Genomic DNA, 13,008 nt, shown 5'->3' with positions numbered 1-13,008 from the left:
AAGGCCCCCGGCACCCACCCGGTCCGCCCTCAGCCCCGCAGCCGGCCCCCGCAGTGCGGCCAAGGACTGGCCCCCCGTTGCACGTACAGCTTCTTCGCCCGGAACGTCTGCTCGCTCGCGCTCGCCTCCTGCGGCCGCCCCCTGCCGCCCAGCGACTGCCAGGTCTGCGTGTCGAACTGATACAGACCGCCGTAGTTGCCCGTCGCGTCCACCGCGCCGGGCCGCCCCCCGGACTCGCAGTGGGCGAGCCCGTCCCAGTTGAGCCCGTCAGCTCCCGCCACGGACGACGGCCTGTCCATCGTGCCGACCTTCACCCGCCGCGCGACCGGCTCCCGTGCGATCTCCTCCGCGATCCGCCTCGGCTTCTGCCGCACGCCGTTGACCGTACGCACGAAGTACGTCACCCGCCTGGACCCCTGCTGCCCGGCCTGAACCACGACCTCGGTCCCCTTGAACAGTGAAGCGTCAGGGCTCCTCACCACATCGAACGGAATCGGCTCCTCACGCACTTCCTTCGCGCCCCTGATCCGCATCACGGTGATCGTCTGCCCGTCGCGCGGGAAGCCGTCGGCCGGCACGGACGTGGTGTCCTGGCCGCGCAGACTGATCCCCGCCTCCGCCAGCGCCTCCGCCACCGTCGCGGCGTTCGTACGAATGGTGCGCTCGCGCCCGTCCGCCATGAACGTCACACTCCGTTCCGTGCGTACGTCCAGGGCGAGCCCGGCGCGCCCGATCTCCAGGGAGCGCGAGGTGGAGAGGTACGCGCCCTCAGCGCGCACCCCGAGCTGGCGCAGCGCGCCCTCGACCGTACGGGCGGTGGTCCACACCCGGCGCCGCTGCCCGTCCAGCGTCAGCATCACCGGACGGCCGTACCGGACGACGACCTCGTCCCCGCTGGCCAGCCGCGCGCCGGGGGCGGGCGCGACGAGGTCGTGCGCCCCCACCTGCACGCCCTGGTCCTCCAGCAGCTCGGTGACGTCGTCGGCGAAGGTGTGCATCGTGCGGGGTACGCCGTCGACGCTGAGCTTGACCGCCTTGTCGCTGGCCACGAACGCCGAGGTGCCGCCGGCCAGGAACGCGACGACCAGCGCCTGCGGCACGAGCCGGCGCAGCGCGTCGGGCCGCTCGGCGCCCTTGCGGCGCCTGGCGGCCCGCCGGGCCTCCGCCCTGCCACCGTGCCCGTCACCCGCTGCGGCACCGGCCGAGGCCACGCCGGGGTTCTGGCGCGGCAGCCGCGGCGGCTGAAGCGCGTACGCCGGCACGTACGTGTCGTACTCGACCGTGCCGTACTCCACCGTGTCATTCGGCTCCGCGGCGTACCGCACCGTGTCGTGAGCCACCGGCACCGTGTCGTACTCCACCGTGCGGCGGCCGCTGCCGCGCACCGCACGGTGACTGCCCTGCGAATTGCCCACGACGCTCCAGAAGTCCGGTCCGCCCCGATGACGCTGCGGGCCGGGACACTAGCGGAGCCGTCGTCACTCTCCAAAGCAACACGGCCACGGAGAGTCGCGACATTCCCTCGCCGGCTGGGTCAGTAGTCGAACGCGCGTGCCGTGTTCGCCGCGAGTGCCGTCGCCAGAACGTCCTCCTCGATCCCCCTGACCGCCGCCATCGCCCGCACGGTGACCGGAATGAGATACGGGGCGTTGGGCCGTCCGCGGTACGGCGCCGGGGTCAGGAAGGGCGCGTCCGTCTCGACGAGCACCAGCTCCAGCGGCGCCACGGCGAGCGCGTCCCGCAGCGGCTGGGCGTTCTTGAAAGTGACGTTGCCGGCGAACGACATGAAGTAGCCCTTGCGCGCGCAGATCTCGGCCATCGCCGCGTCGCCGGAGTAGCAGTGGAAGACCGTGCGCTCGGGAGCGCCCTCCTCGTCGAGGACGCGCAGCACATCCTCGTGCGCCTCGCGGTCGTGGATGACGAGCGCCTTGCCGTGCCGCTTGGCGATCTCGATGTGGGCCCGGAAGGACCGCTCCTGGGCGGCCATGCCCTCGGGGCCCGTACGGAAGTAGTCGAGACCGGTCTCGCCCACGCCCCGCACGTACGGCAGGGCCGCCAGCCGGTCGATCTCGGTGAGGGCGTCGTCGAGGGCGCCGTCCCCGCCCGCGACCCGCGCGCCCTGGCGCGACCAGCCGTCGGGGTCTCCGAGCACGATGCGCGGGGCTTCGTTGGGGTGCAGGGCGACGGCCGCGTGGACGCTCTCGTACGCCGCCGCGGTCTCGGCCGCCCAGCGCGAGCCCTTCACGTCGCAGCCCACCTGGACGACGGTCGTGACACCGACCGCGGCGGCCTTCTTCAGGGCCTCCTCGACGGTGCCGTCCTGCATGTCCAGGTGGGTGTGCGAATCGGCGACCTCTCCCCGGAGGGGTTCGGGCAGCGGCGGAAGTGCGTCCTTGGGGCTCATGGTCACGATCGTACGAAAGCCGCCACTCACTTCCGGTGCTGGAAGGGATGCAGCAGATCCGACAGGTGCCAGTTGTGCTTCACCCGCACCGGACCGGGGGCGTCTTCCATCGCCGGTCCGGCGATGCCCACCACCGGCCCGCCCATCGGGGCGTCCACCACAGCCGCGCGAAGCATTTCCCTGATCGACGAGACCTGCCCCGCCTTCATGATCCGCACGACATGCCCGCCGCAATTGAGACAGGTGGGGCGGGACAGCGGCGAGGGAACGCGCTGGCCGTCAGCCGTGTAGACCACGAATGCGTGGCCGTTGCCGTCGACGTGATGGTGTATCTCGAAGGACTGCTCCCAGCCGTGGCCGCACCTCATGCAGGCGAAGGCGTAGGCCTCGTGAACGGTGGTTCCTGCGCCGGCGGTGTCTGCGATCTCGCTCATGCCAGCTCCTTTCCACTGGTCCAGTGGACGCCTGTTTCGGCGGGAGCGCATCGGTGCCTGTCGAGATATGGACCGGTCTTGGCCTTTCCATGGAAAAAGGCCCGGTGCGCGGTCTGCGCTTTAGGAAGCTTTAGCTATTCACGATAGTCCCTTGCCGTCCGCAGAGCCTGCCCGTGCCGCATTCTTTGCCGCGACGACGGCATCGAACACGTCGCGTTTGGGCAGCCCCGCCTCGGCGGCGACCGCCGCGATGGCCTCCTTGCGCCGCTCCCCCGCCTCCTCGCGCACCTGCACCCGGCGCACCAGCTCCGCCGGTTCCAGTTCCTGCGGCGCGTCGGAGGCACCCTCCACCACGACGGTGATCTCGCCCCGTACGCCCTCGGCCGCCCACTCGGCGAGCGCCTTGAGCGGGCCGCGCTTTACTTCCTCGTACGTCTTGGTCAGCTCGCGGCACACGGCGGCCCTGCGCTCGTCGCCGAAGACCTCGGCCATCGCGGCGAGGGTGTCGTCGAGCCGGTGCGGCGCCTCGAAGAACACCATCGTCCGCCGCTCCCCGGCGACCTCCCGCAGCTTGCCGAGGCGCTCGCCGCCCTTGCGCGGCAGGAAGCCCTCGAAGCAGAAGCGGTCGACGGGCAGACCCGACAGAGCCAGCGCCGTCAGTACGGCCGAAGGGCCGGGCACCGCCGTGACCTTGATGTCCTTCTCGACGGCCGCGGCGACCAGCCGGTAGCCGGGGTCGGAGACGGAAGGCATCCCCGCGTCCGTCACCAGCAGCACCCGCTTGCCGTCCTCGAGTGCCTCGACGAGTTCGGGCGTACGGGCGCTCTCGTTGCCCTCGAAGTACGACACGACACGCCCCGTCGTCTGCACGCCGAGCGCCTGCGTCAGGCGGCGCAGCCGCCGGGTGTCCTCGGCCGCCACCACGTCGGCCGTCGCGAGTTCGGCGGCGAGGCGGGGCGGCGCGTCGGCGACATCACCGATGGGCGTCCCAGCAAGTACGAGCGTTCCAGCCAATGCGGTCGTTCCAGTCGTTCCAGTCACAAGAGCCATCCTCGCAGGGCGCGCACACCACGCGCACAGATGTGTTCCCTACGATGGCGCGGTGACCAGTACCGCGTCAGAAGCCCAGCAGGGCCGGGCCCCCGGGGAACAGCCGCCCTCGTGGCAGCAGCGGCTGCGCCGATTCGGCTACGTACCCAGGCCCGGCATCGGGCTGCGCGAACGGCTCGTGCCGCCGTACAGCAAGCCCGGCACCCAGATCTGGAGAGTGCTCGGCGTGCCGCCGGTGCTCGCGGGGCACCTGGTGCGGTGGGCCGCGTGGGGCGGGCCGCTGCTGGTCGCGCTCGTCGCGGGGCTGCTGCGGTTCTGGAACCTGGGCAGCCCGAAGGCGGTGATATTCGACGAGACGTACTACGCGAAGGACGCCTGGGCGCTCATTCACCAGGGGTACGAGGGCCAGTGGCCGAAGGACATCGACAAGTCGATTCTCGCCGACCCCTCCGGCATCACGGTCCCCGCCGACCCCGGTTACGTAGTCCATCCACCCGTCGGCAAGTGGGTCATCGGGCTCGGCGAGCAGCTGTTCGGCTTCACACCTTTCGGCTGGCGCTTCATGGTGTGCGTACTCGGAACCCTCTCGGTCCTGATGCTCTGCCGGATCGGCCGCCGTCTCTTCCGCTCGACGTTCCTGGGCTGCCTGGCGGGCGCGCTGCTCGCGGTGGACGGCCTGCACTTCGTGATGAGCCGCACGGCGCTGCTCGACCAGGTGCTGATGTTCTTCGTGCTTGCCGCGTTCGGCTGCCTGCTGATCGACAGGGACTGGGCACGGCGCAGGCTCGCGGCGGCGCTCCCGTCGGACGACGAGGGCGTACTGCGCCCGGACGCCAAGGTCGCGGACACGCTGCGGCTGGGGTGGCGGCCGTGGCGGATCGCGGCGGGGGTGTGCCTCGGCCTCGCCTTCGGCACGAAGTGGAACGGCCTGTACATCCTGGCGGCGTTCGGCCTGATGACAGTGGTGTGGGACGTGGGCGCGCGCCGGACGGCGGGCGCGATGCGGCCGTACGTCGCGGTCCTGAAGCGGGACGTCACACCCGCCTTCGTGGCGACGGTCGTGGTCACCTTCGTGACGTACGTCGTCTCCTGGACGGGCTGGATCGTCACCAAGGAGGGCTACTACCGCAACTGGGCCCAGGGCGACGGCAAGGGCGGCAACTGGACCTGGCTGCCCGACTGGCTGCGCAGCCTGTGGCACTACGAGACCGAGGTCTACAGCTTCCACGTCAACCTGACGTCCGGTCACACCTACCAGTCGAACCCGTGGAGCTGGATCGTCCTGGGCCGCCCGGTCTCGTACTTCTACGAATCACCGAAGCCCGGCGAGGAGGGCTGCCCGGCGAGCGAGAAGAGCGACTGCGCCCAGGAAGTGCTGGCGCTCGGCACCCCGCTGCTGTGGTGGGCGGCGTGTTTCGCGGTGCTGTACGTACTGTGGCGCTGGGGGTTCCGGCGGGACTGGCGGGCGGGCGCGATCGCGTGCGGGATCGCGGCGGGCTGGGTGCCCTGGTTCTTCTACCAGGAGCGGACGATCTTCCTCTTCTACGCGGTCGTCTTCCTGCCGTTCCTGTGTCTGGCGGTGGCGATGACGATCGGCGCGATGCTGGGACCACCGGGCTCGCACGAGCGGCGGCGGGTGGCGGGGGCAGTGGGCGCGGGAGTGCTCGTACTGCTCATCATCTGGAACTTCATCTACTTCTGGCCGATCTACACCGGGCAGACGATCCCGATAGACGCCTGGCGCGACCGCATCTGGTTCGACACCTGGGTCTAGCTGGGCAGACACACCACGAGGGCGCGGCGGTCTGCGGCGCCCTCGTGGTCGTTGTTGGCCGTCAGCGGTTGTCGTCAGTCACTCTCGGGCGGCCCAGAGACGGCCCAGGCAGATACCCGACGGATTTCAGGACCAGTCCACCTACGGTCCCAGCAATGCACTGACCTCGACAGACGAGCCGCAACGCCCTCATCACCGGCCTTTCTGGCCAGAGGTTGGCCACGATGGCCCGCGTAGCCCACCACGTCCCTCTCAATGCGAACTACGAGCGGGGCGGTCATTGAGGGCTGGTGGGCTGGCCACCCGGCCACTGTGAGCGGTTGACGGTTAGGCGAGGTCGCGGAGGTTGCTGTACTCCGCTGCTGTACCGCACAGGATGGCAGGCCCAGCTCAGAGGTGGCGCCGGACGGCGTACATCAAGGCTTGGACGACGATGGCACCCAGGGCGCTACAAGCTCCTCCGACGATCTTGGCTGTCAGGAAGCGACGGTATCGGGCAACGGCTCGCGGCTGATCGAAGCTGACAGCCTTAGAGTCGAACTGCATGGATCTACCTCCAGTGATGGTCGGTTCATGTGTGGGCACCCCGCAGACCTGGCCGGCAAGCTTCTGGCCTGCGGGGTTGCTTTCTGTCTTAGACGTTAGTGAGGGGCGTGCCTCTCCGTCTGCTGCTGGCCGACCACGCTTGGCACGGATCCGATGTAATTTCTGAGCGTGGAGCAGCCGTGGGACACAGTGACCGGACCGGGCACCCTTGACGACATGATCGAAGACGCTTACGCAGCCGGCTTCGACATCCAGAAGCGCACCGTGACTGACTGGACCGCTCGGGGGCTTCTCGACCGCCCTCATCGACGTGGGGCTGGGCGGGGGTCACGCCCGGGGCTCCACCCGGAGAACCAGCGCAAGCTCTTCCTGCTCCTGCTGACCAAGCGTGAAGAGATGCCGAAGCTGCCGGCACTCGCCCTGATTCCGCTGACCATCTGGTTGTGGTGGGGCGACGAATGGGTGCCGCGCCGCCAGGCGCTCAAGGCGTTGATGACCTGGTTCGGAGACGGCGCCCGAAGTAAGGAGGTGTGCCAGGATGCAGCCCGGGGGCTGCTTGAGCAGCTTGATCACCCGATGGCCTCGGAAACCGCACGTACTCGCCTTGTTCGGACCTTCGCACAGATCAGCTACCGGGGCGGAATGATCGGCACTGACCGTGCGGAACTTGAGACAGCTGTACGGGCGGTGTTTGAGCCGCCGAGTGTCTTCAGAACCACAGGGATGGTGCGGGCGGTTGGCCCTCACACACTGCCTCTCACGATGGAGGCGGTCCTGGCAAAGGCGTCAGCCGTGGCCGCAGCCATGCAAGCGCTGAGGGGCAAGCACGTGACGGAAGAGCTGCTTGGTCAGGCGAAGGCGTTCTACAAGCAATCCAAGCAGGAGTACGCGGAGCTGCGCCCCGCGCTCGCAGCGCCCACCGATGGTCCGCTATCGAGGCTCTTCTCTGACCGTACGGTGGGGGAAGAGTTCAACGACGTAGGGAACGATTTGATTTTCGGCATCGGGCTGCTGCTGACAAGCCCGCGGGCGCAGGCGGAGTTCGCTGGCTCCCTGTGACCTGCTCGCTCCCAACTCTCACACCGGCGTGAGCGGCATCAGCGTGGGAAGCTCGCGTCTTCTGGCTTAGGGCGCCGTACTGGCCTGCGTGAGCAGGGGCTGCGGCACTCTACTTGACCGTCGCTCGATACCGCTGTGTTCCCCGTGGTTCCCCGCACAACCTGGCACGCGTCCGGCACGACCCGGAAGCTCACTGCCGTGTCAGTGGCCGTCGGCAGAATGCGCCTGTGGCAAAGAGACCTAAGACCGACCACGCCGAAGCAACTGCGGAACTCAAGGAGGCCGGCTGCGAACCGATGGAGTCTTACCCGGGGCGCACGTCGTTACCGTGGCGGGTCCGGTGCCTCAACAAGCGATGCCTGGGCCATGAGACGCCGTTCTACGTGTACCTCAGCTACATCCGCAACCCGGTATATGGGGGAGCTGGTTGTGGTCACTGTCGCAAGAAGCGGCGAGCGGATGAGCGCCGTGCGGACATGATCACCCGTGGTCGCGTGCTGCCGATGGAAACCATCCACGATGTCAAGCAGTCTGTCCGAGCATGGTGTCTCCGTTGCTGGAACATCGTCAGCCCTCGTTTAGACAACATCCGTTCAGGTCAAGGCAGTTGTGAGTATTGCGGTGGTAAAGCCCGATTCCCCGACGAAAAGGCACGCCAGCTAGCCCGTGCATGGGGCTACGAGCCTGCCCCCGAGAACCCGTACTCGAACGATACGACCAGGTGGCCAGGCCGATGCTTGGCTATGGGGCACGACTGTGACCCGTCCCTGAATGCCCGTTTCAGCGGCGGTCCATGTGCGGCGTGCGCCAGCCATGGGTTCAAACCCGACCGGCCTGCGTTGCTTTATCTCGTGATCAAATCGTCCCTCGCTGCCGCCAAAATCGGTATCTGTGAGCACTCGCCCAAGAACAGTCGACTGTACGAACACAGCCGTAATGGGTGGACTGTCCTGAACACGTTGATCTTCCCGGTAGGACGTGACGCTCGGGCTATTGAGCGGGCCACGGTCGAGTTGTGGCGTGTTCGCGGCTGGCCACCGGTATTGGACAACGGCCTTGCCTACGACGGCTACACGGAGACGGTCTCTGTGCGGTCAATCTCCGCAGCCGAGATTTGGGCTGCGGTGCGCTCGGCGGCGGCCGCTAACGCCAAGCCGTCGAAACGTGCCATGTGAGCACCGCTTTAGGAGTTCGACCGGGCAGTCGCGAGCCCAAGGCACCGCCCTTCCTTCACCGGTGCGGGGGCCGCCACTGTCATCCGGGATCCGCCGTTGTGTGGCGACGTTGCCGTCAACCGCTGCCGTCACACGTGCCGGGGGCGAAGTGTCCTGCCGTGGGCGCGCGGCCCCAGAGACCCCGTGTGCGCAGCGCGTATCTGCTGGTCAGAGGCTTGAGGCGCGTCGCCAGGGAAGCCCCCGTCCACAAATAGGCCGCGGGCTCGGCGGCAGTGCTGGAACGTGGTGAAGGCGCACGTCAGCCACTACGGCTGGCCACGCTGAACGTCATGGCCGCCCAACCACACCAACGCCAGCCTGGCAAACTGCACATCGCTCAGCCCGTAGAACGGCTCGATCTGCCCCGGGATCACCCACTGAGATCAGCCCTCGCGTCCCAGTCAAGCATCATCGCTTCCGGGCTTCCGGTATGATCTCAGGGCAGGTCATATAGATACTCTTCATCCCCCTCTGACACCAGTTCATCGAAATTTCGTAGGAGTGGGAAACCCACCTCTGGCTCGACGGCGGCGATATAACATGCCCAGCCCAAGAGGCGACGCCGACGCATCTCCTCTTCCTGGCCGCCGAACTCTGCCATATATGTGTCGTAACCGAATTTCGATATCACGTGCAAGACCCAACGCATCTTACGCTTGACCTTGCGCGGAATCCGTGGCCCGTCCGATTCTCCCACATACAAGCCGGTGACGTATTGTGGACCGCCACGGCGCATGAAAACAGTTTTACGCGTGTTCACCGACCAGCCAGCCTCATCGAGAATTCGAGCAATATCCGTTGAGTGGCGGTCAGTGACGTCGCCGGAGAATGTGAGATCGTCCACATAGCGTGTAAACGACAACCCCTCCGACTGCGCATACTCGGCAAGGGAGCGGTCCGTACTCAGGAAGGCCACATTAGACAAGAGGGGCGACGTGCTGAGTCCGATGGGCAGCTTGCCGCCGATGGTGACGAGACTGACAGCAAAGTCTGCGACCTTCCCTTCGTAACCTTGCTCTCGCAAAAGCGCCTTTACTGTTGCGGCGCCAATCGACGGAAAGAAATCCTCTAGATCCATGCGCAAGACGCACCTTTTTGCTAGGTGCTGACTGGCATTGCTGATCGTAGAACGTTCGCGAACGAATCCGTGAACATGATCGGGGGCCTCATATGAGAATAGCCTTGTGAAGCTCCGATACAAATTCTTACTAACTGCATCGAATGGCGGCTTCGGCTTGAATACTTCGCGTACTCCGCCGTGCTTTTTGCGATGTATTCGCTGCTCGTAGAGCTGGCCATCACCGACAGGAATCTCTGAACTCAGCCACTCTAGAATTTCAGTCGATACGCCAGCTTGCTGCGCCAGGTCTTCAACCGAGTATGGCACTGGCCCCCCGTACTGAGACGTAAAGAAGGTAGGGTCGCACTCCCGTGCAAGAGCTATCCTGCAACGCACGCGAACTCGCGCACAAAGTTGACCGCGACCCTACCTTCGCCGGGACTCTATCACACGTCAATGAAGGGGGTCCTTCCGGCTGGAGATGCGACCATCCTCGAACGAATAGAGCATGGAAATGTACGGCTCAATGTCACTGAACGCTCTATAAGCGTAGTCTTTCGGGCTCGTCGTGCGGTCCGCTTGGAGCCATCTACTTACGGCTGCCATGACATAGTCGATGATGGCCGTAGACATGTAATCACGCTTACCGACTATTGTGATATTTAGTCGCGGCAACGAAACAGTTTTGCCGGTCGTTTTGTGTGCCTGTCTGGCGACCCTGTCGGGAAGTCGACTCAGGATCGACTTCATGTCTTCGCTTTGCTCTATGTAGCAGAGCAACTCAGGTTCACGGCGATGTCGGATCGATAGATCACTCAGCAATTTCACATACATGCACTCGATTTGCTCGGGTTCCGCGACGTTAGGAAAACGCGTTCGATCGGTTGCGACCATGTATGTCCTGAAGAAGATTCTCCGCATGAGTTCTGCGAATTGGGCGGAGACCTCTCGTGGATCGGTCGAGCTGTGAAAACCGTTCTCGCGGAATTTCTCGAAGCTGGGGAGTCCGGTCAAGCTTCTCCTTGCGGAGAGGTCTTTGTGCAAATCCCGAATTTTTTTCTCTATGTCATCTGCATCTTCGCCAAGCTCAACCGCGCCTACGATCAGAGGTTGGGAGACATTTCCGTTTCCTGACTCGTCCATAAATAGCTTCAGCATGATTAGCCTTTCATGAGGCCAGCCGCAACGCCGCCAAAACGTCCGCGTCGTCGCGCTAATGCGGCCGCAGGAGTGACGCGTTGGCTCTGCATAGAGTAGGGGCAATGCCCTGAGGTTGTTCCGGAAACCGGTGAGGCGGTTGGTGCTTGACTGGGACGCGAGGGCTGATCTCAGTGGGTGATCCCGGGGACGTTGGTGCGGCGTCGCGGCGGTTGCGGTCAGCACGGCCGGCCGTCGGGGAACGTTGACTGGCCCGCCCGCGCTATGAGCGGGGCGCCCATTGGCTGTAGGTCGGTGGAGCGGCTTTGGGCTGGAGCTGCTTTGGCGCGAGTGATCATGCCCCGTAAGCCTCCGGCGCGTCGGGCAGCTGTGGACCTGCCCGGTAAAGCACGACGTTCGGGCCATGATCTTCGAGGCTCGCGCCAAAGTGCCTGCCTAAAGCCGTGGAGCCGACCGCCCCAGCCACGACGTACCCCTCTCCGGCATCAGGCGGCTGATTGCTGTGCGCGCGGCACGGACGCTGGCTGGGCTGGAGCGGGGCGGAGACAGGAGCGCAGGCCCGGCCGGTGGCCGGGCCGCGCGCGGGGAGCGGAGCGAGCCGCCTTGATGAAGTAGGGAAAGTTCTACCGCGCCCCGACAGGGTGTCCGGAGACTGGTCAACGGGTTGCTGCACGCCCCTGAACGCGCACGGATGAGACTGTGCCGCTGTTCGGTATCGGGCCTGCGTTGCAGGTGGGTAGGGTCTCCGCTCTGAGCTTGCGACGTGGGACGCTGGAGACCGACGGCAGGGGCCAAAAGAGGGAGAACGAGTGGCGCAGCAGGCAAGTCCTCGGGGGACCTTCTTGCAGATCGCCGAGGCAGTGAAGGCGGACATCGAGAAGGATTCGAGCATGACGGAGCTGCCGACTTTGGCGGACATCATGCGTGACTATGACGTCTCGCGGGGTGTGGCGGTGAGAGCGTTCCACGTGCTGCGAGAAGAAGGAGTGGCCGAACCTGTGCCGGGTGGCCGCTGGCGAGTGGTCCGTAACGGGCAGGGGGAGGACCGCCGGCCGTTGGCCGAGCGGATCGCGGCGCTGATCGAACATGAGCGGCTAGAGGTTGGGGCAGCGTTCCCGAGTGCGTCCGCGCTGAGCGCCCGGTTCGGAGTATCGCGGCCGACAGCCAGCAAGGCGCTTGAGAAGTTGGAAGCTGCCGGACTGCTGTCAGAGGGCGGGCAAGGCAAGGTGCGGACCGTACGAGCCCTACCGAGCCAAGAGGAGCGTTCCCCATCTTGAGGACTACAGGACTGGCCGAATGGGCCTACCCGATCGCTGAATCACTGCTGTCTGAGCCACTGCCGCGCCGATGGGCGCACTCGCAGGGAGTGGCCGAACGTGCCCGGTCGCTGGCTCCGATTCTCGGCAGGGACGCCGACCTGATGGAGGCCGCGGCGGTCCTCCACGATGTCGGCTACTCGCCCGACCTGGCCAAGACCGGTTTTCACCCGCTGGACGGCGCTCGGTACCTCCGTGATGTGGCCCGAGCTGACGAACGTCTCGTACGGCTGGTCGCCCACCACTCCTGTGCGTGGATGGAGGCCGAGGCGCGCGGCATGCGCGAGGAGCTGGAGGAGGAGTTCCCCCGCGAGCATGCGCACCTCGTCGACGCGCTCTGCTACTGCGACATGAACACGACGCCGGACGGAACGCCCACGAACCCCGTAGACCGGGTGAACGAGATCGCCGGTCGCTACGGGCCCGACAGTCTGATCGGAACGTTCATCCGCCGAGCCGAGCCTGAGATCCTGGCCAGCACGGCGCGCGTCCTCGAACGTCTCGCTGCTGTCGAGCGTCAGCCAATGTAAGGAGCCTTCCGCCCCTGGTCCATCGCGTGCTCGATGCGGAGCCGCATGGTGGGGTGGACGTCGTACGTCGCCAGGTCCGCCGGGTCCACCCAGCGGACCTGAGTCGTCTCGTCGCTCGTACGGACCGCGCCACCGACGGGCCGCGCACGGAAGCAGATGCTGAACTGCTGCCGAGCCTCGCCGTCGTCGTAGAGCATCACGTGGCCGGGGTCGGTGTAGATGCCGGACATCCCGATGACCTCGGCTTTGATGCCAGTCTCTTCCCAGACCTCGCGCACAACGGTGTCACCGATGGACTCGCCGACATCGTGTCCACCACCGGGCAGGGCCCACCGGCCGTTGTCCGAGCGCTGGATCATCAGCACCTGACCAGCCTCGTTCTGCACGAATGCAACGACGGACGGTACGACCGAGTTGGCCGGCGGGGCGTCGGGGTCGTGCAGGTAGTCAATGCGTCCCATGC

General features: G+C 66.2%; 11 protein-coding genes. 4 read left to right on the top strand and 7 right to left on the bottom strand.

Annotated features, from left to right (window positions below; translation table 11 throughout):
* Positions 1-29: 29 nt before the first annotated feature.
* The 4 genes from AC1P0E_RS20220 to rsmI all read right to left on the bottom strand — a co-directional run bounded on the left by AC1P0E_RS20220 (position 30) and on the right by rsmI (position 3,888).
* A complete protein-coding gene (locus AC1P0E_RS20220; RefSeq protein ID WP_482745829.1) occupies positions 30-1,295 on the bottom strand; it encodes a ubiquitin-like domain-containing protein in 1,266 nt (421 codons plus the stop codon).
* A 239-nt stretch (positions 1,296-1,534) separates the two neighbouring features.
* Positions 1,535-2,404 (bottom strand): TatD family hydrolase, encoded by an 870-nt coding sequence (locus AC1P0E_RS20215; protein WP_482743552.1) that lies wholly within the window; start codon positions 2,402-2,404, stop codon positions 1,535-1,537.
* 26 nt (positions 2,405-2,430) lie between these two features.
* The gene (locus tag AC1P0E_RS20210; protein ID WP_482743551.1) at positions 2,431-2,838 is read right to left on the bottom strand and encodes a hypothetical protein; all 408 of its coding nucleotides are present in this window, start codon (positions 2,836-2,838) and stop codon (positions 2,431-2,433) included.
* A 138-nt stretch (positions 2,839-2,976) separates the two neighbouring features.
* Positions 2,977-3,888, bottom strand: coding sequence for a 16S rRNA (cytidine(1402)-2'-O)-methyltransferase (gene rsmI, locus AC1P0E_RS20205; protein WP_482743550.1), 912 nt, complete (start codon positions 3,886-3,888; stop codon positions 2,977-2,979).
* Between the two features lie 52 nt (positions 3,889-3,940).
* On the opposite strand from rsmI, the gene AC1P0E_RS20200 reads away from it, so the two are divergent.
* Both AC1P0E_RS20200 and AC1P0E_RS20195 read left to right on the top strand, forming a co-directional pair.
* Positions 3,941-5,662: a dolichyl-phosphate-mannose--protein mannosyltransferase gene (locus tag AC1P0E_RS20200; RefSeq protein WP_482743549.1), complete on the top strand. Its 1,722-nt coding sequence runs from the start codon at positions 3,941-3,943 to the stop codon at positions 5,660-5,662.
* A 762-nt stretch (positions 5,663-6,424) separates the two neighbouring features.
* The gene (locus AC1P0E_RS20195) at positions 6,425-7,267 is read left to right on the top strand and encodes a hypothetical protein (protein ID WP_482743548.1); all 843 of its coding nucleotides are present in this window, start codon (positions 6,425-6,427) and stop codon (positions 7,265-7,267) included.
* A 1,650-nt stretch (positions 7,268-8,917) separates the two neighbouring features.
* On the opposite strand, the gene AC1P0E_RS20190 is transcribed toward AC1P0E_RS20195, so the two are convergent.
* Together AC1P0E_RS20190 and AC1P0E_RS20185 are read right to left on the bottom strand one after the other, a co-directional pair.
* Positions 8,918-9,868 carry a reverse transcriptase family protein gene (locus tag AC1P0E_RS20190; RefSeq protein ID WP_482743547.1) on the bottom strand — a complete coding sequence of 317 codons (951 nt, stop codon included), beginning with the start codon at positions 9,866-9,868 and terminating at the stop codon, positions 8,918-8,920.
* A gap of 126 nt (positions 9,869-9,994) precedes the next feature.
* Positions 9,995-10,699, bottom strand: coding sequence for a hypothetical protein (locus AC1P0E_RS20185; protein WP_482743546.1), 705 nt, complete (start codon positions 10,697-10,699; stop codon positions 9,995-9,997).
* Between the two features lie 809 nt (positions 10,700-11,508).
* Here AC1P0E_RS20185 and AC1P0E_RS20180 point away from each other — a divergent pair.
* Both AC1P0E_RS20180 and AC1P0E_RS20175 read left to right on the top strand, forming a co-directional pair.
* The gene (locus tag AC1P0E_RS20180) at positions 11,509-11,976 is read left to right on the top strand and encodes a GntR family transcriptional regulator (RefSeq protein ID WP_482743545.1); all 468 of its coding nucleotides are present in this window, start codon (positions 11,509-11,511) and stop codon (positions 11,974-11,976) included.
* Entirely contained in the window at positions 11,973-12,545 is a 573-nt protein-coding gene (locus AC1P0E_RS20175) for an HD domain-containing protein (RefSeq protein ID WP_482743544.1), read from the top strand. The genes AC1P0E_RS20180 and AC1P0E_RS20175 overlap by 4 nt, the downstream gene beginning before the upstream one ends.
* Here the strand turns inward: AC1P0E_RS20175 and AC1P0E_RS20170 are convergent.
* Entirely contained in the window at positions 12,533-13,006 is a 474-nt protein-coding gene (locus tag AC1P0E_RS20170; RefSeq protein ID WP_482743543.1) for an NUDIX domain-containing protein, read from the bottom strand. The two genes, AC1P0E_RS20175 and AC1P0E_RS20170, sit on opposite strands and share 13 nt — an antisense overlap.
* Positions 13,007-13,008: the final 2 nt, after the last annotated feature.

The organism is Streptomyces sp. TRD_SC_5 (assembly GCF_056836825.1).
The sequence above is the reverse complement of the archived record's forward strand: the minus strand, read 5'-3'. Positions and strand labels throughout refer to the sequence as shown.

Bases quoted from the DNA above. Each gene is read 5' to 3' on its own strand.
- AC1P0E_RS20215 (WP_482743552.1), bottom strand. From the start codon at position 2,404: ATGAGCCCCAAGGACGCACTTCCGCCGCTGCCCGAACCCCTCCGGGGA.
- AC1P0E_RS20210 (WP_482743551.1), bottom strand. From the start codon at position 2,838: ATGAGCGAGATCGCAGACACCGCCGGCGCAGGAACCACCGTTCACGAG.
- rsmI (WP_482743550.1), bottom strand. From the start codon at position 3,888: ATGGCTCTTGTGACTGGAACGACTGGAACGACCGCATTGGCTGGAACG.
- AC1P0E_RS20195 (WP_482743548.1), top strand. From the start codon at position 6,425: ATGATCGAAGACGCTTACGCAGCCGGCTTCGACATCCAGAAGCGCACC.
- AC1P0E_RS20185 (WP_482743546.1), bottom strand. From the start codon at position 10,699: ATGCTGAAGCTATTTATGGACGAGTCAGGAAACGGAAATGTCTCCCAA.
- AC1P0E_RS20170 (WP_482743543.1), bottom strand. From the start codon at position 13,006: ATGGGACGCATTGACTACCTGCACGACCCCGACGCCCCGCCGGCCAAC.